This window comes from Nocardioides terrae (assembly GCF_900112345.1).
Lineage (GTDB): Bacteria > Actinomycetota > Actinomycetes > Propionibacteriales > Nocardioidaceae > Nocardioides > Nocardioides terrae.
This window is the reverse complement of the sequence record NZ_FOLB01000002.1, coordinates 293,562-319,212: the sequence shown is the minus strand read 5'-3', so window position 1 is coordinate 319,212 and position 25,651 is coordinate 293,562. Positions and strand designations below refer to the sequence as shown.

General features: G+C 71.4%; 21 protein-coding genes and 1 tRNA gene. 15 read left to right on the top strand and 7 right to left on the bottom strand.

Annotated elements, in window-relative coordinates; translation table 11 throughout:
- The first annotated feature begins 10 nt into the window (after window positions 1-10).
- From BM236_RS04315 to BM236_RS04295, 5 genes are all read left to right on the top strand, one after another.
- A complete protein-coding gene (locus BM236_RS04315; RefSeq protein WP_091120593.1) occupies window positions 11-1,087 on the top strand; it encodes an ABC transporter substrate-binding protein in 1,077 nt (358 codons plus the stop codon).
- Window positions 1,088-1,093: 6 nt separating this feature from the next.
- The gene (locus tag BM236_RS04310; protein ID WP_091120591.1) at window positions 1,094-1,903 is read left to right on the top strand and encodes an ABC transporter ATP-binding protein; all 810 of its coding nucleotides are present in this window, start codon (window positions 1,094-1,096) and stop codon (window positions 1,901-1,903) included.
- Between the two features lie 8 nt (window positions 1,904-1,911).
- Complete coding sequence (locus BM236_RS04305) at window positions 1,912-2,817, top strand: ABC transporter permease (RefSeq protein WP_091120589.1); 906 nt, start codon at window positions 1,912-1,914, stop codon at window positions 2,815-2,817.
- A gap of 43 nt (window positions 2,818-2,860) precedes the next feature.
- Window positions 2,861-3,844 (top strand): TauD/TfdA dioxygenase family protein, encoded by a 984-nt coding sequence (locus tag BM236_RS04300; RefSeq protein ID WP_091120587.1) that lies wholly within the window; start codon window positions 2,861-2,863, stop codon window positions 3,842-3,844.
- A gap of 61 nt (window positions 3,845-3,905) precedes the next feature.
- Window positions 3,906-4,601 (top strand): NAD-dependent deacylase, encoded by a 696-nt coding sequence (locus BM236_RS04295; RefSeq protein ID WP_217645225.1) that lies wholly within the window; start codon window positions 3,906-3,908, stop codon window positions 4,599-4,601.
- Here the strand turns inward: BM236_RS04295 and treZ are convergent.
- The 3 genes from treZ to glgX are packed head-to-tail and all read right to left on the bottom strand — an operon-like array spanning window position 4,594 to window position 10,996.
- Window positions 4,594-6,321, bottom strand: coding sequence for a malto-oligosyltrehalose trehalohydrolase (gene treZ, locus BM236_RS04290; protein ID WP_091120585.1), 1,728 nt, complete (start codon window positions 6,319-6,321; stop codon window positions 4,594-4,596). The two genes, BM236_RS04295 and treZ, sit on opposite strands and share 8 nt — an antisense overlap.
- The gene (treY, locus tag BM236_RS19210) at window positions 6,318-8,738 is read right to left on the bottom strand and encodes a malto-oligosyltrehalose synthase (protein WP_091120583.1); all 2,421 of its coding nucleotides are present in this window, start codon (window positions 8,736-8,738) and stop codon (window positions 6,318-6,320) included. Before treY ends, treZ begins: the two co-directional genes overlap by 4 nt.
- Entirely contained in the window at window positions 8,738-10,996 is a 2,259-nt protein-coding gene (glgX, locus tag BM236_RS04280; RefSeq protein WP_091120829.1) for a glycogen debranching protein GlgX, read from the bottom strand. Before glgX ends, treY begins: the two co-directional genes overlap by 1 nt.
- A gap of 66 nt (window positions 10,997-11,062) precedes the next feature.
- On the opposite strand from glgX, the gene BM236_RS04275 reads away from it, so the two are divergent.
- The 4 genes from BM236_RS04275 to thpR all read left to right on the top strand — a co-directional run bounded on the left by BM236_RS04275 (window position 11,063) and on the right by thpR (window position 15,294).
- Window positions 11,063-12,541 (top strand): MDR family MFS transporter, encoded by a 1,479-nt coding sequence (locus tag BM236_RS04275; protein ID WP_245750121.1) that lies wholly within the window; start codon window positions 11,063-11,065, stop codon window positions 12,539-12,541.
- Between the two features lie 56 nt (window positions 12,542-12,597).
- Complete coding sequence (locus BM236_RS04270) at window positions 12,598-13,743, top strand: acyl-CoA dehydrogenase family protein (protein WP_091120581.1); 1,146 nt, start codon at window positions 12,598-12,600, stop codon at window positions 13,741-13,743.
- Window positions 13,744-14,008: 265 nt separating this feature from the next.
- Window positions 14,009-14,731: a VIT1/CCC1 transporter family protein gene (locus BM236_RS04265; RefSeq protein WP_091120578.1), complete on the top strand. Its 723-nt coding sequence runs from the start codon at window positions 14,009-14,011 to the stop codon at window positions 14,729-14,731.
- Window positions 14,728-15,294: an RNA 2',3'-cyclic phosphodiesterase gene (thpR, locus tag BM236_RS04260; protein ID WP_091120576.1), complete on the top strand. Its 567-nt coding sequence runs from the start codon at window positions 14,728-14,730 to the stop codon at window positions 15,292-15,294. The genes BM236_RS04265 and thpR overlap by 4 nt, the downstream gene beginning before the upstream one ends.
- A gap of 12 nt (window positions 15,295-15,306) precedes the next feature.
- Here thpR and upp read toward each other — a convergent pair whose 3' ends face one another.
- Window positions 15,307-15,948: a uracil phosphoribosyltransferase gene (gene upp / locus BM236_RS04255; RefSeq protein ID WP_091120574.1), complete on the bottom strand. Its 642-nt coding sequence runs from the start codon at window positions 15,946-15,948 to the stop codon at window positions 15,307-15,309.
- 93 nt (window positions 15,949-16,041) lie between these two features.
- Between upp and BM236_RS04250 the strand changes: the two genes are divergently transcribed.
- Both BM236_RS04250 and BM236_RS04245 read left to right on the top strand, forming a co-directional pair.
- Window positions 16,042-16,527 carry a tRNA adenosine deaminase-associated protein gene (locus BM236_RS04250; protein ID WP_091120572.1) on the top strand — a complete coding sequence of 162 codons (486 nt, stop codon included), beginning with the start codon at window positions 16,042-16,044 and terminating at the stop codon, window positions 16,525-16,527.
- Window positions 16,528-16,579: 52 nt separating this feature from the next.
- Complete coding sequence (locus BM236_RS04245; RefSeq protein WP_091120825.1) at window positions 16,580-17,026, top strand: nucleoside deaminase; 447 nt, start codon at window positions 16,580-16,582, stop codon at window positions 17,024-17,026.
- 9 nt (window positions 17,027-17,035) lie between these two features.
- Here the strand turns inward: BM236_RS04245 and BM236_RS04240 are convergent, their stop codons facing one another.
- The gene (locus BM236_RS04240) at window positions 17,036-17,794 is read right to left on the bottom strand and encodes a sulfite exporter TauE/SafE family protein (RefSeq protein WP_091120570.1); all 759 of its coding nucleotides are present in this window, start codon (window positions 17,792-17,794) and stop codon (window positions 17,036-17,038) included.
- A 7-nt stretch (window positions 17,795-17,801) separates the two neighbouring features.
- Window positions 17,802-18,557, bottom strand: a complete 756-nt coding sequence (locus BM236_RS04235) for a FadR/GntR family transcriptional regulator (protein WP_245750120.1) — start codon at window positions 18,555-18,557, stop codon at window positions 17,802-17,804.
- Window positions 18,558-18,660: 103 nt separating this feature from the next.
- On the opposite strand from BM236_RS04235, the gene BM236_RS04230 reads away from it, so the two are divergent.
- From BM236_RS04230 to BM236_RS04215, 4 genes are all read left to right on the top strand, one after another.
- Window positions 18,661-20,004, top strand: coding sequence for an SLC13 family permease (locus BM236_RS04230; protein WP_091120568.1), 1,344 nt, complete (start codon window positions 18,661-18,663; stop codon window positions 20,002-20,004).
- Between the two features lie 5 nt (window positions 20,005-20,009).
- Window positions 20,010-21,176 carry a CaiB/BaiF CoA transferase family protein gene (locus BM236_RS04225; RefSeq protein ID WP_091120565.1) on the top strand — a complete coding sequence of 389 codons (1,167 nt, stop codon included), beginning with the start codon at window positions 20,010-20,012 and terminating at the stop codon, window positions 21,174-21,176.
- Window positions 21,177-21,279: 103 nt separating this feature from the next.
- A tRNA-Ser gene (locus tag BM236_RS04220) sits at window positions 21,280-21,366 on the top strand.
- 191 nt (window positions 21,367-21,557) lie between these two features.
- Window positions 21,558-22,862, top strand: a complete 1,305-nt coding sequence (locus BM236_RS04215; RefSeq protein ID WP_091120562.1) for a putative bifunctional diguanylate cyclase/phosphodiesterase — start codon at window positions 21,558-21,560, stop codon at window positions 22,860-22,862.
- A gap of 7 nt (window positions 22,863-22,869) precedes the next feature.
- On the opposite strand, the gene BM236_RS04210 is transcribed toward BM236_RS04215, so the two are convergent.
- Window positions 22,870-25,620 carry an alpha-amylase family glycosyl hydrolase gene (locus tag BM236_RS04210; RefSeq protein ID WP_091120821.1) on the bottom strand — a complete coding sequence of 917 codons (2,751 nt, stop codon included), beginning with the start codon at window positions 25,618-25,620 and terminating at the stop codon, window positions 22,870-22,872.
- Window positions 25,621-25,651: the final 31 nt, after the last annotated feature.

The window sequence follows — 25,651 nt, the reverse complement described above, 5'->3', positions numbered from 1 at the left end:
GGACAGATCCGTGACACGACCCTCCACGACCGATCGCTCGCGCCGGCCGCGCGGCCGGACCCGCTCGGCCCTCCTCCTCTCGGTGGTCGCCGCCCTCGCGGCCACCGCGCTCACCGCCTGCGGTGCCTCGTCCGGCGCCGAGTCCAAGGGCGGGGTGACCACGCTGCGCTACCAGGGCTGGAACAACCAGGTCACGCTGCCCGAGCTGGCCGAGGACCTCGGCTACTTCAAGGGCAAGGTCAAGCTGAAGTGGGTCGGCAACACCATCTCCGGCCCCCAGGACGTCCAGTCCGCAGCGACCGGCCAGACCGACTTCGGCGGCGCCTTCGGCGGGGCCGTCGAGAAGCTGGTGAGCTCCGGAGCCCCGATCAAGGCGGTGCTGAACTACTACGGCGGCGACGACAAGACCTTCACGGGCTACTACGTCCTCGACGGCAGCCCGCTCAAGAGCGCGAAGGACCTGGTCGGCAAGAAGGTCGCCGTCAACACGCTCGGCGGCCAGAACGAGGCCGACGTCTTCAACGAGCTCCGCGCCGCCGGTCTCTCCGAGGACGAGATCAAGAAGGTCGAGCTCGTCGTGCTGCCACCGACCAACCAGGAGGACGCCCTGCGTCGGCACCAGGTCGACGTCGCCGCTCTCACCGGCCAGTTCCAGCAGCTCGCCCTCGCTCACGGGGGCATCCACCCGCTCTGGACCGAGCTGGACCAGTACGGCCACTTCAACGGAGGCCAGTACGTCTTCCGCAAGGACCTCATCGCCAAGAACCCCGACGCGGTGCGCGCCTTCGTCGACGGCGTCGGCAAGGCCATCGAGTGGGAGAAGGCCACGCCCCAGGACCAGGTGCGCGCCAGGTTCGTGAAGATCATCGAGGCCCGCAAGCGGACCAACGAGAACACCGAGAGCATCCAGTACTGGCTCAGCTCGGGAGTGCCCTCGTCCTACGGCGAGATCAAGGACAGCGACTTCGAGCTCTGGAAGGACTGGCTGCTGTCGACCGGCTCGGTCAAGGAGGTCCCGGCCTCCGACGACCTCTACACCAACGAGTTCAACCCCCACGCCGAGTCCAGCTCCAAGCAGGGTGGGTGATCAGCGATGACCACGAGCATCAGCATCCGGAACGTCACCCAGTCGTTCCGCGACCGGACCACCGGCGGTGAGTTCGTCGCCCTCGACGACGTGAGCCTGGAGGTTCCGGCCGGTGAGTTCCTCACCCTGGTCGGGCCGTCGGGCTGCGGCAAGTCGACGCTGCTCGACCTGGTCGCCGGGCTGACCCGGCCCACCCGCGGCGAGGTCACCCTGGACGGGCGCCCGATCACCGGGCCCGGCCTCGACCGCGGCGTCGTCTTCCAGCAGTACGCCCTCTTCCCGTGGCGCACCGCCCTCGCCAACGTCGAGTTCGGGCTCGAGGAGAAGAAGGTGCCGCGCCGGGAGCGCCAGGAGCGGGCCCGCGAGGTGCTCGACCTGGTCGGGTTGTCCGCCTTCGCCGACCGCTACCCGCACGAGCTCTCCGGCGGCATGAAGCAGCGGGTCGCGATCGCCCGCAGCCTCGCCTACGAGCCCGCGGTGCTGCTCATGGACGAGCCGTACGCCGCCCTCGACGCCCAGACCCGGGAGGCGCTGCAGGACGACCTGCTCGGCATCTGGCGCCGCACCGGCGCCACGGTCCTCTTCATCACCCACGGCATCGAGGAGGCCGTCTACCTCGGCCAGCGCGTCGCGGTGATGACCTCCCGGCCCGGTCGGATCAAGGCGATCGTCGACATCGACCTCCCCGAGGCCGGCGACGGCGAGGACCGCCGCTCGACCCCGGCGTTCGTCGAACGCCGCCACCACATCTGGCAGCTGCTGCGCGACGAGGTGCGCCGCAGCCTCGACAACCAGCACACCCCCGTCGCGGTCTAGGAGCAGTCATGAGTGACACCACCACCGACCTGCGGGTCGCCCTGGACCCCGAGCCGGCGTCCACCCCGTCATCGGTCCCGTCGCCCCGCCGGGCGGAGGAAGGGCGCGGCACCACTCCGGTCGCGGTCCTGGCCCGGCGTACGCCCGTCGCGAGAGCCGTCGGCCGCGGGCTGACCGTCGCGCTCAAGCGCGTCATCGCGGTCGTCGCCTTCCTGGCACTGTGGCAGGTCGCCCCCCAGGCGGGCTGGGTCGAGCCGGCCTTCCTGCCACCCTTCACCACCGTGATCCAGGCCCTCGGGCGGCTGATCTCCGACGGCACCCTGTGGACCGACATCGTCGCCAGCCTGCACCGCTCGCTGACCGGCTTCGTCGTCGCCAACGCGATAGCGATCCCGCTCGGCCTGCTCATCGCCTGGTACCGGACGGCCGCCGACGTGCTCAGCCCGCTGCTGACCGTCTTTCTCAACACCGCCGCCGTCGCGCTGATCCCGGTGTTCACGCTCATCCTCGGCATCGGCGACTTCTCCAAGATCGCGATGATCACCTACGCCTGCTTCTGGGTCGTCCTCTTCAACACGATCAGCGGCGCCCGCAACGTCGACCCGCTGCTGGTGAAGTCCGCCCGGTCGCTGGGGCTCTCCCAGCTGAGCCTGTTCCGCAAGGTGGTGCTGCCGGCCGCCGTCCCGACCATCTTCACGGGCGTCCGCCTCTCCGGCGCCGCCTCGATGATGGTGCTCATCACGACCGAGTTCGTCGGCGCCAAGGCCGGGCTCGGCTACCTCATCATCTCGGCGCAGAACAACTTCCAGATTCCCGAGATGTACGCCGGCATCCTCACGATCTCGGTGATCGGCGTCGGCTTCAACTTCCTCCTGCTGCTCCTCGAGCGGCGCTTCTCCCGCTGGCGCCCGTAGCGCGGCGTCGTCCTGCCCCACCCACCCTCCGAGAGGACAGTCCATGACCATCCAGCTCGACCGCCCCCTGACCACCGAGACCATCGCCACCCAGGCCGAGCCCGAGCCCGGCTACGCCACGATCGAGGTCCGCAAGGTCGGCGCCCACCTCGGCGCCCAGATCGGCGGCGTCGTCATCGGCGGCGACGTCCCTCCCGAGCAGGTGGCCGAGATCAAGCGGGCGCTGGCCGCCCACAAGGTGATCTTCCTGCGCGACCAGCACGACGCGGGCGACGCCGAGCAGCGCGCGTTCGCCGGCCTGCTCGGCACGGTGACCAAGCCCCATCCCACGGTCGCGGGTGACGGCGAGGCGATCCTGCCGATCGACTCCGACACGGGGAAGGCCAACAGCTGGCACACCGACGTGACCTTCGTCGACCGGATCCCCTCCGCCTCCCTGCTGCGGGCCGTGGAGCTGCCGCCCTACGGCGGCACGACGGTCTGGGCCAACACGACCCGCGCCTACGAGTCGCTGCACCCGGCCCTGAAGGCGCTCGTCGACCGGCTGTGGGCGGTCCACTCGAACCTCTACGACTACGCCGCCGAGCGCGACGAGAAGCGGATCGGTGGGATCGACGTCAAGGAGCAGGCCTACCGCGACGAGTTCGGGCACCTGGAGTACGAGACCGAGCACCCCGTCGTGCGGATCCACCCCGTCACCGGCGAGCGGACGCTCCTGCTCGGCCACTTCATCCGCCACTTCGTCGGTCTCTCCGGCCGCGACTCCTCCGACCTGTTCCAGCTGCTCCAGCGCCACGTCACCCGGCTCGACAACACCGTCCGGTGGAGCTGGCGGCTCGGTGACCTGGCCGTCTGGGACAACCAGGCGACCCAGCACTACGCGGTCGACGACTACGACGACCAGCACCGGCGGCTGCACCGGATCACGCTCGCGGGCGAGGTGCCGGTCAGCGTGGACGGCGTACGCAGCAGCGTCCGCAAGGGGGACGCCACCCACTTCTCACCGCTGGCGGCGGTCGGCGCCTGACCCGTTCGCATCGAGGCGGCTCCGGCGGACCATCGCCGGGGCCGCCCGTACGCTCGGAGCCGTGCCGCCCCCCGAACGCCTCCGGATCGTCGTCCTCACCGGCGCCGGCATCAGCGCCGAGAGCGGGGTGCCGACGTTCCGCGCCGAGGACGGGCTGTGGGAGGGCCACCGCGTCGAGGACGTTGCGACGCCCGAGGGCTTCGAGTGCGACCCGGACACGGTGCAGCGGTTCTACGACGACCGTCGCGCCCACCTCGCCACCGTGGTGCCCAACCCGGCCCACCTGGCGTTGGCCGCACTCGAGGAGAGGCACGACGTCCTCGTCGTCACCCAGAACGTCGACGACCTCCACGAGCGGGCCGGCTCCCGCAACCTCGTGCACATGCACGGCGAGCTGCTCCGCGCGTGGTGCCAGGCCTGCGACGGGCGCTTCGGGTGGGACGGCGACCTGCTGGCCAGGCCGGCCTGCCCGGGTTGCGGGGAGGCGGCGCTGCGACCCGACGTCGTGTGGTTCGGCGAGTACCCCTACGGCCTCGACCGCATCGACGACGCGCTGCGCCGGGCCGACCTCTTCGTCTCGATCGGCACCAGCGGCGCCGTCTATCCCGCCGCGGGCTTCGTCCGCTCCGCGCACGACCACGGCACGCGCACGCTGGAGCTCAACCTCGAGCCATCGCTCGGCACGGCGCTCTTCGACGAGGCCCGGCACGGTCCGGCCGGGGCGGTCGTCCCGGCGTGGGTCGACGAGCTCAGCTGACGACCAGCGCCCCGGCGTGGGGCGGCAGTGACAGCACCCCGTCGGCGTACGACGCGCCGGCGGGTGTCGTGAACGCCAGCTCGCCGTCCGCGACCGGCACGGTGGCCGCGTCGGCTCCGAAGTTGACCGCGACGAGCGTCCGCCCGCGCCGCAGCGTGAGCACCCGGCTCGACTCGTCGGCGGTGCACTCCACGCTCGTGAAGGCCGGGTCGGTCAGGTCGGGCAGCCGGCGCCTCAGCCCGGCCAGCTCCCGGTAGACCGCGAGCAGCTGCGCGCCCCGCCCGGAGCCCGCCTCGGACCAGTCCAGCTTCGACCGCGCGAACGTCTCCGGGTCCTGCGGGTCGGGGACGTCGGCCGCGTCCCAGCCGTGCGCGGCGAACTCCTCGATCCGGCCCTCCGCGGTCGCCCGGCCGAGCTCGGGCTCGGGGTGCGAGGTGAAGAACTGGAACGGCGTCGAGGCGGCGAACTCCTCGCCCATGAACAGCATCGGCGTGAAGGGACCGCACAGCGTCAGCAGCGCGGCACAGGACAGCTGGTCGACGTCGAGCTGCGCGGTGAGCCGGTCGCCGATGGCGCGGTTGCCGACCTGGTCGTGGTTCTGGTTGGCCACGACCAGCCGCCAGGTGGGCATCGCGGCGCGGTCGACCGGCCGGCCGTGCGGACGGCCGCGGAAGGACGACCAGGTGCCGTCGTGGAAGAACCCGCGCTCGCACACCTTGGCCAGCGCCGACAGCGGGGCGAAGTCGGCGTAGTAGCCCTGCGTCTCCCCGGTCAGTGCGACGTGCAGGGCATGGTGGAAGTCGTCGCTCCACTGCGCGTGGAGCCCGCGCCCGCGCGCCTCGCGCGGCGTGACCATCCGCGTGTCGTTGAGGTCGGACTCGGCGATCAGGGTCAGCGGCCGGCCGACGTGAGCGGACAGCGCAGCCACCTCGATCGCCATCTCCTCCAGCAGGTGCGTCGGCGAGGGATCGACCAGCGCGTGGACGGCGTCCAGTCGCAGCCCGTCGACGTGCAGGTCGCGCAGCCACATCTGCACGTTGTCGAGGATGTAGCGGCGGACCTCCGGCTCCTCCACGTTGACGAGGTCGCCCCAGGTGTTGCGGCCCTCCTTGAGGTAGGGCCCGAACAGCGGCAGGTAGTTCCCCGACGGACCGAGGTGGTTGTAGACGACGTCCTGGATGACGCCGAGCCCGGCGCGGTGGCAGGCGTCGACGAAGCGCCGGTACGCCGCCGGGCCGCCGTACTGCTCGTGGACGGCCGACCACAAGACGCCGTCGTAGCCCCAGTTGTGGGTGCCGTTGAAGTCGTTGACGGGCATGACCTCGACGAGGTCGACACCGATCGAGCGCAGGTGGTCGAGCCGCTCGACGGCCGCGTCCAGGGTCCCCTCGGGGGTGAAGGTCCCGACGTGCAGCTCGTAGATCACCGACCCGGCGAGCTGGCGCCCGGTCCACGCCGAGTCGCCCCAGTCGTACGTCGACGAGTCGAACGTCCGCGAGAGCTCGTGCACCCCTGCGGGCTGCTGCCGCGACCGGGGGTCGGGCTTCGGCGTCGGGTCGTCGTCGAGCAGGTAGCCGTAGTCCACCTCGCCCTCGGGCACGGGGCCCGTCGGCGTCCACCAGCCGTCGTCCCCGCGCGCCATCTCGACCGTCCCGCCGCCGACGAGCAGCCGGACCCGCTCGGGCCGCGGCGCCCAGACGTCGAAGCGTCCCCGCGTCACGGTTGCACCTTGACGAGGAGGGCGACCGGGGAGGCCGCGAGCAGGCAGCCGAGCTGGCCGGTGGTCGTCTCGGCGCCGGAAAGCTCGTCGCGCCAGCGTCCGGGCGGGAGCTCGAGCCGGGTGCCCTGCCAGCCACCGGACCGCTCGAGCCCGACGGGGAGCCGGGTCGCGACAGTGAGGGCGCCGCCCCGGTCGAAGGCGAGCACGTGGCCGGCCGCCGGCCCGACGGCCGGCACCGGGGCGTAGCCGGTGAACAGCTCGGGCCGGTCGCGGCGCAGTCCCAGCGCCTTGCGGACGAGGTGCAGCTTCGCCGCGCCGAGGTCGTCCAGGCCGGCCGCCGGGGCCGGCGGAGCGCCGGCGCCGAGAAGCGAGGCGCGCAGGTCGAGGTCGACCGGCCGGCGGTTGTCGGGGTCGACGAGGCTCTGCTCCCACAGCTCGCTGCCCTGGTAGACGTCCGGCACGCCGGGCATGGTGAGCGCGATCAGCTTGGCCGCCAACGCGTTCGACCAGCCGGGCCGGACGATCGCCTGGAGCAGCGGGTCGAGCGCAGCGCGGACCTGCGGGTCGTCGTACAACGCGTCGACGAAGGCGTGCACACCGGCCTCGTAGGCCTCGTCCGGCGCCGTCCATGTCGTGCGGTCGCCGGCCTCGCGCATCGCCTTCTCGGCGTAGGCGTGCAGGCGTTCGCGGGAGAGCGGCCAGGCGCCGAGGGCCGCCTGGAGCAGCAGCGACGCGAACCCGGCGTCCGGTGGCGAGGTCAGGCCGAGCACGGCGTCGAGCGTGGCCTCCCACTCGGCCGGCACCTCGGCGAGCACGCCGATCCGGGCGCGGACGTCCTCGCCCCGCTTGGTGTCGTGCGTCGACAGCGTCGTCATAGCGTGCGGCCACCGGTCCTGCCGGGTGGTCATCGCGGCGTGGAAGCCGGGGACGTCGAGCGCGAAGTGCGACGGGTCGCCGCCGACCTCGTTGAGCGAGGTGAGCCGCGACCAGCGGTAGAACGCGCAGTCCTCCACGCCCTTGGCCATCACCATGCCGCTGGTCTGCTGGAAGCGTCGGGCAGGCGCCGACCACGGGTCGGACAGCACCGGCAGCAGCAGGTCGTACGTCGCCCCCAGGTCCGGTCGCCGGATCCGGGCGCGGGCGAAGGCCTCGTCGAGGTGCTCCCGGCCCACCGGCAGGTAGGAGCGGTAGACCGGGAAGCAGGCGAGCAGCTCGGCGACGGCGTCCTCGACCGCACCGAACGACCCGGGGCCTCGAGACGGCTGCTGCGCTACCTCCTCGACCATCGAGGCCGGTTGAGGAGGGCGCGCAGCGCCCGTCGCGAAGCCAGGCGTCCGGCGCACCTCACGGGTGATCCGGCGGACCTCGGAGTGCAGGATCGTGTCGGCGACCTGCCGCTTGAGGTCGTGGGTCATCGTCTCCCACTCCACGGGCGCCCCGCGCAGGCGCGCCTCCAGCGCGTCGAGCGGCTCGCGGGCGGCCGGGTCGGTGAGCACCCGGTCGACGGACGCCAGGGCGTCGTAGCCCGTGGTGCCGGCCGTGGCCCAGTCCGAGGGCAGCTCCTCGCCGGGCTCGAGGATCTTCTCGACCAGCACGTAGGCGCCGCCGGTGAGGGCGGCGAGGTCGTCCAGGTAGCGCTTCGGGTCGCGGAGGCCGTCGGGGTGGTCGACGCGCAGGCCGTCGACGAGTCCCTCCTCGAACCAGCGCCTGATCTCGACGTGGGTGTCGGCGAAGACCTCAGGGTCCTCGACGCGCACGGCGGCGAGGGTGTTGACGGCGAAGAAGCGGCGGTAGTTGAGGTCGTCGTCGGCGGCGCGCCAGTTCACCAGTTCGTAGTGCTGCCGCTCGTGCACGGTGTCGGGGTCGAGGTCCGGCTCCTCCTCCGGCGACCAGCTCCCGGGCGCGATCGGGTAGTGGTTGTCGTGGTAGAGCAGCTCGCCGCCCTCGGGGGTGTCGACGAGCCGCAGGTTGGCGATCGGGCCGCCCTCGGCCGACTGGTCGTCATCGCCCACCACAGGGATGCGGATCCGCCCCCCGGCTGCTGCCCAGTCGATGTCGAACGCCGTCGCGTGCTCGGACTCCCGGCCGAGCCGCAGCACGTCCCACCACCACGGGTCCTCCGAGGGCGTCGCGACGCCGACGTGGTTCGGGACGATGTCGACAAGCACGCCCATGTCGAGCCGGCGCGCCTCCTGCGACAGCGCCGCCAGACCCTCGGGGCCGCCGCGGTCGGGGTCGATCCGGTCGAAGGCGACGACGTCGTAGCCGTGGTCGCTGCCGGGCTCGGCGGCCAGCAGCGGCGAGAGGTAGACCCAGTCGACGCCGAGGTCGTGGAGGTAGGGAAGCCGACGGGCGGCCTCGAAGAGGTCGAAGTCGTGCGTGATCTGCAGTCGGTAGGTGCTGGCCGGGACCCGCATCAGCCCTCTCCCTCGGAGTCGTCACCCGCCGAGCCCGCCTGGGCGGCGAGCAGGGCCACCGACGCGGCGACGGAGTTGTCGGGGTCGGCCTCGGGCGCCTGGTGCTCGCACAGGACGATGACCGAGCCGGATGCGAGCGGCATCGTCGCGCCGGCGTCGAGCGCACCACGGTCGCCGGCGCCACCGCCGGTGTCGATGACGACGTCCCAGCCGGAGGCGTACTCCTCGCTGGGCAGGACGACGTCGGTCGCGCCGTCGGCGTTGAAGTAGAGCAGGAAGTGCTGGTCGATGATCCGCTGACCGCGCTCGTCGGTCCCCGCGATGCCCTGGCCGTTGAGGTACATCCCGATCGCCTGCGAGTCCGGCGAGTTCCAGCCGTCGTCCTGCATCGGGTGACCGTCGAGACCCAACCACACGATGTCCGAGGCGGGGCCGTCCTGTCCGTCACCGGCACCGTCACCGGCACCGTCGGCCGCGACGTCGCCCGCGGCGACGGGGGTGCGGACCGCGTCACCGGTGAAGTACTGACGGCGGCGGAAGGTCGGGTGCGCCCGGCGCAGCCGGACCAGCGTCGCGGTGAACTCCAGCAGCGGGGTGTCGGCCTGGTCCCAGTGCACCCAGCTGAGCTCGTTGTCCTGGGCATAGACGTTGTTGTTGCCCTGCTGCGTCCGGCCGAGCTCGTCGCCGTGCGCGATCATCGGCACGCCCTGGCTCAGCAGCAGCGTGGCCAGCAGGTTGCGCTGCGCCTTGGCGCGCTCGCCCAGGATCGCGGGGTCGTCGGTGGGGCCCTCCGCCCCGCGGTTCCACGACCGGTTGTGGCTCTCGCCGTCGTTGTTGTCCTCGCCGTTGGCGTCGTTGTGCTTGTCGTTGTACGACACCAGGTCACGCAGGGTGAAGCCGTCGTGCGCGGTGATGAAGTTGACCGACGCGAACGGCTTGCGGCCGCTGTTCTCGTAGAGGTCGGACGATCCGGCGACCCGGGTCGCGAACTCGCCCAGCGACGGCTCACCGCGCCAGAAGTCGCGCACGGTGTCGCGGAACTTCCCGTTCCACTCGGTCCACTGCGCGGGGAAGCCGCCGACCTGGTAGCCGCCCGGGCCGACGTCCCACGGCTCGGCGATCAGCTTCACCTGGGAGACGACCGGGTCCTGCTGCACCAGCTCGAAGAAGGTGGCCAGCCGGTCGACGTCGTAGAACTCGCGGGCGAGGGTCGCCGCGAGGTCGAAGCGGAAGCCGTCGACGTGCATCTCGGTCACCCAGTAGCGCAGTGAGTCCATGATCAGCTGCAGCGAGTGCGGGTGCCGGACGTTGAGGGTGTTGCCGGTGCCGGTGTAGTCCATGTAGTACTGCTGGTCGTCCTCGACGAGGCGGTAGTACGCCGGGTTGTCGATGCCCTTGAACGACAGCGTCGGGCCGAGGTGGTTGCCCTCGGCGGTGTGGTTGTAGACCACGTCGAGGATGACCTCGATGCCCGATGAGTGAAGGGTCTTCACCATCTGCTTGAACTCCTGGACCTGCTGCCCGGCGGTGCCGTCGGCGCCGGTCGTCGCGTACGCCGCGTGCGGGGCGAAGAACCCGAGGGTGTTGTAGCCCCAGTAGTTGCGCAGGCCCTTCTGGAGCAGCGTGTCGTCCTGCACGAACTGGTGCACCGGCATCAGCTCGATGGCTGTGATCCCCAAGGTGGTCAGGTGCTCGACGACGGCCGGGTGCGCCAGCCCGGCGTACGTGCCCCGCAGCTCCTCGGGGACGTCCGGGTGGAGCTGGGTCAGCCCCTTCACGTGCGCCTCGTAGATGACCGACTCGTTGTAGCGGTAGCGCGGCCGCTGGTCGCCCTCCCAGTCGAAGAACGGGTTGACGACGACGCCGAGCATCATGTGCGACGCCGAGTCGGCGTCGTTGCGCTGGTCCGGGTCGTCGAACTCGTAGCCGAACAGCGACGGGTCCCAGTCGATCTCCCCGTAGGTCGCCTTCGCGTAGGGGTCGAGGAGCAGCTTGTTGGGGTTGCACCGCAGTCCGTGCGCCGGGTCCCACGGTCCGTGGACGCGGTAGCCGTAGCGCTGGCCCGGCTGCACCTGCGGCAGGTAGCAGTGCCACACGAGTGCGTCGCACTCGGTCACCTCGACCCGGGTCTCCGTCCCCTCGTCGTCGAAGAGACACAGCTCCACCCGCTCGGCGACCTCGCTGAAGAGGGCGAAGTTCGTCCCCCTCCCGTCGAACGTCGCTCCGAGGGGGTAGGGCTGCCCCGGCCAGACCTCCACGTCGATCATGGGCAACAGGTATCCACCGGAGGGGAATGCGCAACGGGCCCGGCCGCTTGTCTTCGTGTGACCTCCCCGACGATCAGCCGGCGCGACGTCGGACTGCGCAGCGAACGCGGGCCGATCCTCCTCGCGGTGATGCTCAGCACGGGCCTTGTCGCGATCGACTCCACGATCCTGGCCACCGCCGTCCCCAGCGTGGTCGGCGACCTCGGCGGGTTCACCCGGTTCCCCTGGCTCTTCTCGGTCTACGTCCTCGCCACCGCGGTGAGCGTCCCGATCTACGGCAAGGTCTCCGACGTCCTCGGCCGCAAGCCGGTGATGCTGCTCGGGATCGCTCTCTTCCTCGTCGGCTCGGTGCTGTGCGGCTTCGCCTGGTCGATGGGGAGCCTGATCGTCTTCCGCGCCGTGCAGGGCCTCGGCGCCGGCGCCGTGCAGCCGATGGGCATGACGATCGTCGGCGACATCTACACGCTGGCCGAGCGTCCCAAGGTGCAGGGCTACATCGCGTCGGTGTGGGCGATGGCCTCGCTGGTCGGCCCGACGCTGGGCGGCGTGTTCGCCGACTACGCCTCGTGGCGGTGGATCTTCTTCGTCAACGTCCCGCTCGGCCTGGCCGCCGCCTGGATGCTCGTGCGCCGTTTCGACGAGCGCGTCCAGCGCAGGCGTACGTCGATCGACTGGGCCGGCGCCCTGCTGTTGACGGGCGGCGGGGTCCTGCTCCTGCTGGGCCTCCTCGAGGGCGGTCAGGACTGGGCGTGGGGCTCGGCGCCGAGCCTGCTGATCTTCGCCGCCGCGGTGGTCCTCCTCGCCGGGTTCGTCCTGGTCGAGGCGCGGGTGAGCGAGCCGGTCCTGCCGCTGTGGGTCTTCCGGCGCAGGGTCCTCAACGCGTCCTCCCTGGGCAGCCTGCTCGTCGGCTGCGTGATGCTCGGCCTCTCCTCCTACGTCCCGCTCTACGCCCAGCACGTGCTCGGCCACGGCGCGGTGGTCGCCGGCCTCGCGCTCGCCGGTATGACCATCGGCTGGCCGATCGCGGCGTCGCAGTGCGGGCGGCTCTACCTCACCATCGGCTTCCGCCTGACCGTCTGCCTCGGTGCGGTCATCACCGTGGCCGGTTCTCTGCTGCTGCTCACCGTCGGTCCGGAGTCCTCCTTCGCGCACCTCACGCTGTGCTGCTTCGTCATGGGCCTCGGCTTCGGCCTCACCGCCAGTCCGGGCGTGGTCGCCGCGCAGGCCAGCGTCGACTGGCGCAGCCGCGGCGTCGCGACGGGCGCCAACATGTTCGCCCGCTCGATCGGCAGCGCCGTCGGGGTCGCGATCTTCGGCGCCGTCGCCAACTCCTACGTCGCCGACCGGCTCGGCGGCCGGGTCTCCTCGCTCGACGAGCTCCCGGCCGGCGTGCTCGCTCCTGCGCTGCACACCGTCTTCATCGTGAGCGCGGCGATCTCCGGACTGCTCATCATCGGCGCGCTGCTGATGCCGCGCCGGGTCACCGAGCCGGCAGAGCCTTCCGAGGCGGCCGAAGCCGCCGCCAGCCCCGCGTGAGGCGGCTCGGCGCCGGTCGACGTACGCGCCAGTAACTTGCGCCGTACGATGGGCGCATGAAGCGCGACATCTACGACGAGGACCACGAGGACTTCCGCGCCTCGGTGCGCCAGTGGCTCGAGCGTTCGGTGATCCCGAACACCGACAAGTACATCGCCGACAAGGCGCTGCCCCGCGAGTTCTGGCTCGAGGCGGGCGCGAACGGCTTCCTCGGCCTCTCCGTCCCCGAGGAGTACGACGGCGCCGGTGCCGGCGACTTCCGCTTCAACGCCGTCCTCGAGGAGGAGCTCGCCAAGGTCGGGGCTGCATTCCCGACCTGCGTCGGGATCCACGTGGACATCACCGCGCCCTACATCGTCGAGCTCGGCACCGAGGAGCAGAAGCGGCGCTGGCTGCCCGGCATCTGCTCCGGCGAGATCCTGCTCGCCATCGGCATGACCGAGCCCTCCGGAGGCTCCGACCTGGCCGCGCTGCGCACGACAGCGGTCCGCGACGGCGACGAGTGGGTCATCAACGGCTCCAAGACGTTCATCACCAACGGCTACTCCGCCGACCTGGTCGTGGTCGCGGCGCGGACCGACCCCGAGAAGGGCGCCAAGGGCATCACCCTCTTCGGCGTCGAGGCGACCAAGGAGGGCTTCAGCCGCGGCCGCAAGCTCGACAAGGTCGGCATGGAGGAGTCCGACACCGCCGAGCTCTTCTTCGAGAACGTCCGGGTCACCGACGCCGAGGTCATCGGCGAGCTCGACATGGGCTTCATCCACATGATGCAGAAGCTCGCGCAGGAGCGCCTGTCCTGCGCGGTGGCCAACGTCGCGCACGCCAAGCAGATCCTGATCGAGACGCTGCAGTACGCCAAGGACCGCAAGGCCTTCGGCCAGTCGATCGGCAACTTCCAGCACAACAAGTTCCTGCTGGCCGAGCTGTTCACCAAGATCGAGGTCGCGGAGTCCTACATCGACAAGTGCGTCGCCGCCCACGCCAAGGGCGAGCTCAGCGCGGTCGAGGCGGCGAAGGCGAAGTACTGGTCCTCGCAGACCCAGAGCGAGGTGCTCGACCACTGCGTCCAGCTGCACGGCGGCTACGGGTTCATGAACGAGTACCGCGTCGCCCGCGCCTGGCGCGACGCCCGCGTCACGAAGATCTGGGCGGGCTCCAACGAGATCATGAAGGAGCTCATCGGCCGCGACCTCGGCCTGTGACGCGCGGGTCTCGATACGCCTCCGCCTAGCGGCTCCGGCTACTCGACCAGCGAAGTCGTGCGATGCTCGGCCTCCGAAGTCATGCGATGCTCGACCAGCGAAGTCGTGCGATGCTCGGCCTCCGAAGTCATGCGATGCTCGGTGGTCGAGTAGCGAGCGCCAGGTCCTCGGTGGTCGAGTAGCGAGCGCCAGCGAGCGTATCGAGACCCCTGAGGTCAGGCTCACCTTTTTTGCGGCCCGTCGTCCCGGCTGGGACGATGGGCGTATGGCTGAGCTGACCGACCTGTCGCACCACGAGCACGGCGACACCGAGGGCCTCAGCAACCGGCTCAACTGGCTGCGGGCCGGCGTCCTCGGCGCCAACGACGGCATCGTGTCCGTCGCCGGCCTCGTGATGGGCGTCGCCGGAGCGGCCGACGACCGCTCCGCGATCCTCATCGCCGGCGTCGCGGCGCTCGTGGCTGGTGCGCTCTCGATGGCGGCGGGGGAGTACGTCTCCGTCTCCACCCAGCGCGACGCCGAGCTGGCCCTGGTGAGCGCAGAGCGGCACGACCTCCAGCGGATGCCCGAGGAGGAGCTCGCCCACCTCACCCAGATGCTCGAGGACCGCGGCATGACGCCGCAGACCGCAGCGACCGCGGCCCGCGAGCTCACCGAGTGGAACGCGCTGCGCGTGCACTCCTACCTCGAGTTCGGCATCGACGTGAACGACGTCGCCAAGCCCTGGTACGCCGCCTCCGCCTCCATGATCGCCTTCTCGCTCGGCGGCCTGCTGCCGCTGTTCACGATCCTGTTGCCCTCGCCGGAGCGCTTCTACGTCACGGTGCTCGCCGTGCTCGTCGCCCTCGCCTTCACGGGCTGGACCAGCGCCACGCTGGGCTACGCCGACTGGCGCCGCGCGGTCATCCGCAACGTCCTCGGCGGCGCGTTCGCGATGGGCATCACCTACCTGATCGGAAACCTGCTCGGGACCACTGTTCTCGGATGAGGCTGTTCGTCGCGCTGATCCCGCCCCAGGAGGCGCTGGAGGACCTCGACGACTTCCTCGACGTACGCCGGGAGGCCGGCCCGTTCCGCTGGACGCAGTCCGACCAGGTCCACGTCACGCTCGCCTTCCTGGCCGACGCGCCCGAGCGATCGCTGGACGACCTCGTCGAACGGCTCGGGCGGGCCGCCGGCCGGCGTACCCGCTTCGAGACGGCGATCGCGGGTGGCGGGGCGTTCCCCGACGCCGCCCGCGCCCGGGTGCTGTGGGCGGGCCTGTCGCTCGGCGACGACGGCCGCACCGAGCTGGACCGGATGGCCACCGGCGCGCGAGCGGCGGCGGCCAGGAGCGGGATCGAGGTGGGCGGCCAGCGGTTCCGCCCGCACCTGACCGTCGCGCGGCTCGGCCGCCCGCAGGAGGCCACGAGGTGGGTGCGGCTGCTCGACGCCTACCGCGGCCCGTCCTGGACCGCGTCGTCGATCAGCCTGGTGCAGTCGCACCTCGGCGAAGGTCCGCGCAACCGGCCACGCTACGAGGTGCTCGAGGAGTTCGCGCTGAGCGGGTGACCCGCTGATCGGCTACTGCGCGAGCCCGTAGAGCCGGTCGCCCGCGTCGCCGAGCCCGGGCACGATGTAGCCGTGCTCGTTGAGCCGCTCGTCGACGGCGGCGGTCACCACGGTGACCGGGACGTCCACGCCGGCCAGGCCGGCCTCGAGCTTGGCGAGCCCCTCCGGAGCGGAGAGCAGCGTGATGCAGGTGATGTGGTCGGCACCCCGGTCGACGAGGAACCGGATCGCCGCGGCGAGCGTGCCGCCGGTGGCGAGCATGGGGTCGAGCACGTAGCACTGACGGCCGGAGAGGTCCTCGGGCAGCCGCTCGGCGTAGGTGGTCGCCTCGAGCGTCTCCTCGTTGCGGACCATGCCGAGGAAGCCGACCTCGCCGGTCGGCAGCAGCCGCATCATCCCGTCCAGCATGCCGAGCCCGGCGCGGAGGATGGGGACGACGAGGGGCGCCGGCCGAGCCAGGTGGACGCCGGTCGTGGGCGCCACCGGCGTCACGATGTCGTGCGACTCCACCCGGACCTCGCGGGTCGCCTCGTAGGCGAGCAGCGTCACGAGCTCGTCGGCGAGCGCCCGGAAGGTCGGCGAGTCGGTCGTCTCGTCACGCAGCCGGGTCAGCTTGTGGGCCACGAGGGGATGGTCGACGACGTGGGTGCGCATGGCGCAGACCTTAGAGGGTCCAGCTCCGAGTGGGGACCCCGCCAATCGCTCAAGGGGGTTGGCGGGCCGCGCCTCGGATGTCAGTCTGGGAACATGTCCGATCTGAATGAGGGCGTCGACTTCGCCCTCGCGGTCTTCCGCGAGGAGGGGGTCTGGCAGGTCCAGGAGCTCGCCCACGACCTCCTGACCGACGTCGAGACCCTCGCGCACGCGCTGCGCCGCTTCCCCGGCGACGGCGGTGCTGTGAGCCTCATCGGCATCGACGAGGACTTCTTCGTCGTCGTACGCGTGGCGGGGGCCAACGTCAGCGCCCTGCTCTCCGACGTCACCGCCGCCGACGAGTGGGAGCTAGCCGCGAGCGTCGTGGAGTTCCTCGGCCTGCCGATGCCCGAGGAGGAGGACGAGCCGGAGCCCGCCGGCGACCTCGGACTGCTCGCCGACGCGGGCATGAGCGCGATGGACATGGGCGTGCTGCTCGACGACGTCGACCTCTACCCCGACGAGATGCTCTCCGAGGTGGCCCGCAAGATGGGCTTCGGGGACCTCTTCGACGACGCGGTCGGGCTCACCAGCGCGTGATCGGACGTCATACGATCCGGTCGCGATGACGACCACTTCGTACGACGACCTGATGGCCCTTGCCCTCGATGAGGCGCGCGGCGCCTTGGCGACCGGCGACGTGCCGATCGGTGCCGTCGTGCTCGACCCCTCGGGCGGGGTCATCGGTCGTGGCCGCAACGTCCGCGAGGTCGCCGCCGACCCGACCGGCCACGCCGAGGTCATTGCGATCCGCGAGGCGGCCCGCCACCTCGGCGAGTGGCGGCTCGAGGGCTGCACGCTGCTCGTCACCCTCGAGCCGTGCACGATGTGCGCGGGCGCGGTGGTCCTCGCCCGCGTGGCGAGGCTGGTCTTCGGTGCGTTCGACGACAAGGCCGGCGCGGTCGGCTCGCTGTGGGACGTCGTCCGCGACCGCCGCCTCAACCACCGGCCCGAGGTCGTCTCCGGCGTGCTCGCGGAGGAGTCGACGCGGCTGCTGCAGGAGTTCTTCCGCGAGCAGCGGCCCGAGCCGGCCGGCTAGGAACCGGCCTCAGAGCAGCATCGTGGTCGCCGCGATCACCCCGACGACCACGATCACGGTCCGCAGCAGGGCGGGTGGGAGCCGCCGGCCGAGGCGGGCGCCGGCGTACCCGCCGATGATCGAGCCGGCGGCCAGCAGTGCGACGGCACGCCAGTCGAGATCGGCGCGGGCGAGGAAGATGACCGACGCGACCAGGTTGGACGCGAGCACAGCGAGGGTCTTGAGGCCGTTGATGATGCGGAAGTCGATGTCGAGCCCGAGGCCGAGCACCGCCATCATCATGACGCCGGAGCCGGCGCCGAAGTAGCCGCCGTAGACGCCGACGAGCAGCGAGAAGGCCATCGTCAGCGGTGACGCGGAGGTGCGGTCGACCATCTCCGTGTGGCGGCGCCGCAGCCACCGGTTGAGGGGCGGCTGGACGCCGACGATGACGCACGTGGTGAGGATCAGCCAGGGCGCGACCGCCTCGAACAGGTCCGCCGGCAGCGTGAGGAGCAGTGCCGCTCCTGCGGCGGCCCCGATCGCGCACGTCGCGACGACCATCGCGGTGATGCCGAGGTGGGTGCGCAGCTCGGCGCGGTAGCCGAACGATCCGCTGACCGCGCCCGGCGTGAGGCCGACGGTGTTGGAGGCGTTGGCGGTCACCGGTGGCAGCCCGACCGCGAGCAGCACCGGGAAGCTGAGCAGCGAGGCGACGCCGACGGTGGACGTCATGACCCCGGCGCCGACGCCGGCGAGGAGCACGGCCAACTGGTCCAGCCCCGTCATGTCGCGGTCACGTCGCCGGCGTGGCGCCGGCGCCGCCCTCGCCCGGCCGCAGGATCGCCACGTCGCTCACCATCCGGACGTGGGCGTGCATCGCGCGCGCCGCGGCCTCCTCCTCGCCGGCCCGGATCGCCTCGGCGACCGCCCGGTGGCCGGCGAGCGAGTCCCGCGGCCGGCCGGGCTGGGAGAGCGACTCCAGGCGCGTCTCGCGGACCAGCTCGGCGATCTCGGCCATGAGCCGCGCCAGCAGCGGCGACTGGGCGGCGGTGGTGACCGCGGCGTGGAACCGCTCGTCGGCCTCCACGCCCCGGCCGCCGGCGTCGATGTCCGCGGCCATCGCCTCCAGGGCCTCGTCGATCCGGGCGAGGTCGTCGTCGGTACGCCGGATCGCGGCGAGGCCCGCGGTCTTGGTCTCCAGCGCGTCACGGGTGTCGATGATGTCCGGCAGCCGGTGCAGGTGGGCGCGGACCGCGTCGGCGATCCGCCCGGGGGTGTCGAGCCGGACGACGGTGCCGTCGCCGTGCCGGACCGCTACCGCGCCGACCACCTCGAGCGCGACGAGCGCCTGGCTCAGGGTGGCGCGGCTGACGCCGAGGTGCTGGGCGAGCTCGCGCTCGGGCGGCAGGCGGTCACCGGCGACGAGGCCGTTGTCGGCGATCCAGCGGCTGATCTGCTCGGCCACCTGCTCGTAGAGGCGCGTCCGTGGCAGGGCGCGCGGCAGCCCGCCTCGCGAAGAGGCGGTGTGAGGGGCATGGGGCTCCGGCACCGGTCCACCATATTGACAGCGGAGCGAATTGGCCTATTGGCTAGGCCACTACATGCGGAGTGATGGTGATCACGCCGCCCCTCTCGGGATGCAAGGAGATGCAATGAGTGCGGAGTGGGCGGCGATCCTTGCCCTGATCGCCCTGTTCGTCGTCGGGACGGTGCTGCCGATCAACATGGGCGCGCTGGCCTACGTGGCCGCGTGGCTCGTGGGGATGTATGCGCTCGACCTGGACGAGAAGACCATCCTCGGCGGCATCAGTGGCGACCTGGTCCTCACGCTCATCGGCGTGACCTACCTCTTCGCCATCGCCCGCAACAACGGGACCGTCGACCTCATCGTCAGCTCGGCGGTCCGAGCAGTGGGCGGCCGCGTCGTGCTGATCCCGTGGGTGATGTTCGTGGTCACCGCCGTGCTCACCGCGATCGGAGCCGCGAGCCCCGCGGCCTGCGCGATCATCGGTCCGATCGCGCTCGGCTTCGCGGGGCGCTACCGGATCAGCCCGCTGATGATGGGCATGCTCGTCGTGCACGGCGCCCAGGCCGGGGGGTTCTCGCCGATCAGCATCTACGGGACGATCACCAACTCGGTGATGGAGTCCGCCGGCCTCCCCTCCAGCGAGATGACGATCTTCCTGTCGAGCCTCGTCGTCAACACGGCGCTGGCGCTCATCCTCTTCTTCACGCTCGGCGGCGCGAAGCTCGCCTCGCGACGCATCGAGTCCGACGAGCCGGACACCATCGGCGGTGACCTGCGCCGGGGCGGCGCGAGCGTGCCGGCGCGCGGCATGGGCGCGACCGCGCCGACCGGCACCGTGACGAACGCCGAGGCGACGGCCGCGAGGAGGGGCGTCGTGCCCGAGCAGATCCTGACGCTGGTGGCGTTCGTCGCCGTCGCCGTCATCGCGCTCGCGTTCGACAAGAACATCGGCTTCGTCGCCATCACGGCCGCGGTCATCCTGGCGATGCTCTCGCCCCAGCAGCACAAGGACGCGGTGCGGCAGATCGCCTGGCCGACGGTGTTGCTCGTCGCCGGTGTCAGCACCTACGCGACCATCCTGAACACCGCCGAGGTCCCCGAGTACGTCGGCGACTGGGCCGCCGGGCTCGCGGCGGTGACCATCGGTGCGCTCATCCTCTGCTACGTCGGCGGGGTGGTCTCCGCCTTCGCCTCCTCGACGGCGCTGCTGCCGGTCATCATCCCCATCGCCATCCCGCTCATCGCGGACGGCGGCATCGGGGCCGGTGCCTTCGTCGCGGCCCTCGCGGTCTCCTCGACGATCGTCGACGTCAGCCCGTTCTCGACCAACGGCGCGCTCATGCTGGCCAACCGGCCCGACACCATCGAGGAGCGGCCCTACTACAAGCAGATCCTGACCTACAGCGTCATCGTGACCCTGGTCGGTCCTCTGCTGGTGTGGGCGGCCCTCGTCCTGCCGAGGTGGTGAGCGGGATGGGTGGACCGCTGGACGGCATCCTGGTCGTCGACCTCTCCCGGGCCCTCGCCGGCCCGCACGCGACGCTGATGCTGGGCGACCAGGGAGCGCGCGTCATCAAGGTGGAGGCGCCGGGCCACGGCGACGACACCCGCGGCTGGGGGCCGCCGTTCGTCGGCGAGGAGGGCGACCGCCAGTCGACGTACTTCCTCTCGGCGAACCGCAACAAGGAGTCGATCACCCTCGACCTCAAGGCCCCGGAGGACCGCGACGTGCTGCTCGCGCTCATCGACCGGGCCGACGTGGTCGTGGAGAACTTCCGCACCGGTGTCCTCGAGCGGCTCGGCCTCGGCATCGAGGAGCTGCAGCGGCGCAATCCGCGGTTGGTCTGCCTCTCCATCACCGGCTTCGGCCACGACGGGCCGGAGGGCGGCCGGGCGGGCTACGACCAGATCGCGCAGGGCGAGGCCGGCCTGATGTCCCTGACCGGGTCCGGCCCCGACGACCCGCAGCGGGTCGGCGTACCGATCGCCGACCTGCTCGCCGGCATGTACGGCGCCTACGGCGTCGCCGCCGCGCTGCACGAGCGGTCCCGGACCGGCGTCGGCACGGTCGTGCGTACGTCCCTCCTCGCCGCGGTCGTCGGCGTGCACGCGTTCCAAGGCACCCGGTGGACCGTCGCCGGCGAGGTCGGGCGCGCGCAGGGCAACCACCACCCGTCGATCGCGCCCTACGGCCTGTTCCACTGCCGTGACGGTGCGGTGCAGATCGCGGTCGGCAGCGAGAGCCTGTGGCGGCGCTTCTGCGCCGAGTTCGCGATCGACCCGACGACCGACGGCATCGCCACCAACCAGGAGCGGGTCGCCGGGCGCGAGCACCTCATCGAGCTGGTCGAGTCGGTGTTCGCCGACCAGGACGCTGAGCCGCTGCTGCGCCGACTGTCCGAGGCCGGCATCCCCGCCGGGCAGGTCCGCAGCATCGACGAGGTCTACGAGTGGGAGCAGACGGCCAGCCAGGGCCTGCTGCTCGACGTGGATCACCCGACCCTCGGACGGGTGACGCTGCCGGGGCCGCCGCTGCGGTTCTTCGCCGCCGACGGCAGCGAGGTCACGCGCACCGATCACCGGCCGCCGCCGCTCCTCGACGAGCACGGCGCGACCGTGCGGGAGTGGCTCGAGGGCTGAGGACCCTGCCCTGCCCTGTCCCTGCGCGGTGCCTCGGCCGGTGCCTCGTCGGGAGCACAGCCGGATTTCGTCCGCCCCGACGCCCTCCGGTAACGTTCCCCTCGGTGTCGTGTCCGAGCGGCCTAAGGAGAACGCCTCGAAAGCGTTTGTGGGCGCAAGTCCACCGAGGGTTCAAATCCCTCCGACACCGCGTGAGTGAGACCCCGTCCGGGAATGATCCCGGGCGGGGTCTCCTGCGTTCGGGCCACTGATTTTGTCCGTCGGGGAATTCCGCAACCACGGAGAGGGCCTGCCGATCTACACTCCGGGTTTGTCGAAGGATCGGCTCACCCGGGGTGCTGAAGGATCGGCGCTCGAAGCGCATCTCACGGAGGAGCCCAGGTGGTACCGCAGCACGGCATCGACCCGACGACGGGGCTGCCCCATTACGAGGCCGCCGAGGCGGCATCGCTGGGACCGCGGACCGCCGCCGTGCTCGTCGTCGAGGTGGACGGCCACGCGATCACCACCCACGTGGTCGGACCTGAGGCGGGCGAGGCACTTCTGGTGGACGCCGCGGAGCGGGTCGTGAGGGCGGCCGAGGCGCTCGGCGGAGAGGTACGCCGACTGGGCGATCCGCACTTCGTCGTCTTCGCCCCCACCGCCGACGACGCCGTCATCCACGATGTCGCCAGCCATCTGGCCCTCGTCAACGACCGGCCCGCCGCGCTCGACGCCGGCGCTCTGACGGTCGGCATCGCCGTGGCGCCGCGGGACGGGACCGACGTACCGACGCTGGTCCGCGCGGGCATGGTCGCCGTGGCGCACGGCAGGGTCGAGCATCCGGGGACCGCTGTGTTCTACGAGCAGGCGATGGCCGACGGTGCGCGGGAGCGGTTCTCGGTCGGGCGCGCACTGCGCATGGCGATCGACCGTCGTGAGATCGAGCTCGTCTACCAGCCGCAGCTCGACCTGGTGACCGGCGCCGTGGTCGGCGTCGAGGTGCTCGCACGGTGGACCGACGCCGAGTGCGGGGTGATCTCCCCGACGCGGTTCGTCAAGATCGCCGACGAGCTGGGCATGACCTCCGCCCTGGACCGACTGGTCTTCGACAAGGCGACCGAGCAGCTGCGCAAGTGGGACGACGCCGGCGTGTGGGTGCCGCGGATGTCGATCAACGTCTCGCCGGACACGCTGCGGTCCGCCCGCATCCCGGACGCCGCCGTGGGGCTGCTGGTCAGGCGTGGAATCGGTCCGGAGCGCATCACCGTCGAGCTGATCGAGAGCCGGCTGCTCGAGGCCGACATCGGCCTGCAGAGCCTGCGCCGCCTGCGTGAGCTCGGGGTGAAGGTGAGCCTCGACGACTTCGGCACCGGCTACGCGTCGTTCAGCCAGGTGGTGACCCTGCCGATCGACGAGCTCAAGATCGACCGCGGCTTCCTCGCCGACACCGCCGACTCGGCGGCCAGCCTCGCCGTCATCGCCGCGATCACGCGGGTCGGCCAGACCCTCGGCCTCACCGTCGTCGCCGAGGGGATCGAGCGCATCGAGCAGCACGAGATGCTGCGCGCGCTGGCCTGCCCGATCGGGCAGGGCTACCTCTACTCACCGCCGCTCCCGGCCGACGAGCTGGTCCGCTGGCTGGCGCGGCGCGAGGCCCTGCACACCAACCCGCAGGCCCGGCCGACGGTCGCCGATCTCGGCTAGTGCGCGACTAGCCGGCCGGTGCCACGGACGGCACGTGCGTCACCTGGTTCCAGGTGAACGTGTAGGTGCCGCCGCCGGCCGGCACGGCGAGCGCGATGTTGTCGCCACCGCCGCCGACGCCATAGCTGACCGTCCAGCTGTCGTCGATCGCGACCTTCCACTGATAGCTGCCTGCCGGCACGGTGAAGGTGCCGTGCCACTGGCCGTCGGCGGTGCTGAAGGTCAGATGGGTCTTCGAGCAATCCGGCTGCCAGTCACCCGGGCAGCCGAGCTCGGACTGCAGGTCGCCGGCGACCGTGACCGCGGCGACCAGCGGCTTCGGATCCGCGGTCGTGACCGTGGTCGGGGCGCTCGTCACGTCGGGCGTGCCCGGCTCGCGCAGGATCGCCCGGTAGCGCACCGTGGTGCCGAGCGGCAGGGCGGAGACATCGTCGGTCGCGGTGTACGCCGGCGCGGAGTCGTCGGTCCCGAGGCTGGTCCACGGGCCGCCGCTCACGCTGTGCTGGAGCTCGACGGACTGGCCGGGCCGCTCCGGGTCCACCGTCGCCGACACGGTGACGGGGTCGATCCGGGTGACCGTGCCGCCGTTCTGGGGGGCCGAGACGATCACCGAGGGGTTCGGGACCGCGGTCGAGCGGACCGTCGAGACGCGACTGTGCCGACCGTTGTCGAGGACCGCCGCGCGATAGCTCACCCGGGTGCCCGGCTCGAGCGCCGAGGTGTCGTGGAAGACCTGGTAGGGCGCCGAGTCGTCGACGCCGATGGTCTGCCACGGCCCGTGGCCGACGCGCGCCTGGAAGGTGACCTCGTAGAACGAGTCGCCTCCGACGTTCGCGCTCACGTGCATCCGGCCGCGCGACTCCGGCGCAGGCGTCGGCGTCCGGAGAGAGATCGACGGCGCGGCGTGCGACCGCGGGATCCGGCCGGTCGACTCGTAGACCGACGCGGAGAGAGCGGGGAGGGTCACCGGGACGTCACCGCCTCGGGTGCCGGACAGCCGGGCCGGCCCGTCGCCGTACACCCGCTTGAACGAGCGGGCCCACGTGGGCACCGACGCCGAGGCGGCCGACTCGCTGTTGTTGAGCACCACGAGGTACTCCCGCTGCTCGCGTCGGTCGATCCGCGAGAACGCGAAGACGCCCGGCCCGGAGGAGGCGTAGCGGACCTGCTGGGCGCCGTCGCGCAGCGCGGGGTGCCCCTTGGTGAGCGACTCGAGGCCCTTGATCGTGCGGTAGAGCCGCGAGGTCGGGTCGAAGCTGTCGGTGGTGCCGGTCGCGTCGGTGCCGATCCGGTCGTCGGTGCGGTAGTCCGGGACCTGCGAGGCGAACATGGTCTGGCGGGCGGCCTGGTCGCCGCCCGTGCCGACGAAGCCCTGCTCGTCGCCGTAGTAGACGACCGGCTGGCCGCGGGAGAGGAAGAGCAGCTGGTGGGCGAGCTGGTCGCGCCGGAGCAGCTCGGCGTCGCTCGACGCCGGGTTGTCGGTCTTGAGGAAGTAGCCGATCCGGCCCATGTCGTGGTTGCCGAGGAAGGTCGGCAGCTCGTAGACGTTGGAGTCGGCGTCGGTGTACCAGTCGTCGTTGGCGAAGAACGAGGCGAGCTGCCGGTTGTCGAGGCTCTTGGACGAGAAGTCGCGGGCGGCCGCCTGGAAGGGGAAGTCGAGGACGGCCTGCATCTTGTCGGTGGTCGTGTAGTGCGAGGTGAACGCCTTCTGTGCGGCACCGCTGCCGTCGAGGGCGACCTCGCCGAACATGAAGAAGTTCGGGTTGCCGTCGGCCGCGGCGGCGCGCTGCAGGGCCGGTCCGAAGGACTGCCAGAAGGCGTCGTCGACGTGCTTCATCGTGTCGATACGGAAGCCGTCGATGCCGAAGTCGTCGACCCACGTCCGGTAGATGTCGGTCATCCCCTGGCGGACCTTCGGGTTCTCGGTGAAGAGGTCGTCGAGGCCGAAGAAGTCGCCGTACTGGCTGTCCTCGCCGGTGAAGGTCGTGTTGCCGCGGTTGTGGTAGAGCGTGACGTCGTTGAGCCAGGCCGGCTGCTTGAGGTCCTGCTCGCTCGGGTCGAGGACCGGCGTGTAGGGGAAGCTGGTCGCCGGGTCCAGCGTCGGGAACGGGGTCGGGTAGTCACGGTCGTCGAACGGCGTGCCGGCGGCGGTCCGGTAGGGGCTGGCGTCCTTCGAGACGTAGACCGGCCGAGCGCCCTGCTGGTAGCCGATGACGTCGGCGGTGTGGTTGGTGATGATGTCGAAGAAGACCTTGATCCCCTTGCGGTGCGCGGCCGCGACCAGGTCGGAGAGGTCCTGGTTGGTGCCCAGGTGCGGGTCGACCTGGGTGAAGTCGGTGATCCAGTAGCCGTGGTAGCCGGCCGACGGGCCGTCCTCCAGCTGCACCGCCTTGTTCTTGAAGACCGGGGTCAGCCAGATCGCCGTGGTGCCCAGGCCCTTGACGTAGTCGAGCCTGTCCTTCAGCCCGCGCAGGTCACCGCCCTGGTAGAAGCCCTTGTTGGTCGGGTCGAAGCCGTTCACCAGGGGGTCCGGACCCAGGCCGCCGGTGTCGTTGGCGGTGTCGCCGTTGGCGAACCGGTCGCCCATGACGAAGTAGAAGCTCTGGTCGGTCAGACCGCTGCGCAGCGAGTGGCTCGCGAAGCCGTCGCCATGGTGATGCCTGCCGTGTCCCTGGCCGTGTCCCTGGCCGGCGGCCGCAGGAGCTGCGGTGGCCAGGGCCAGGCCGAGAGCGAGGACGGGCAGGGCGCGACGAATCATGGTGATCCCTCCGAGAGTGACGCCGGTCACG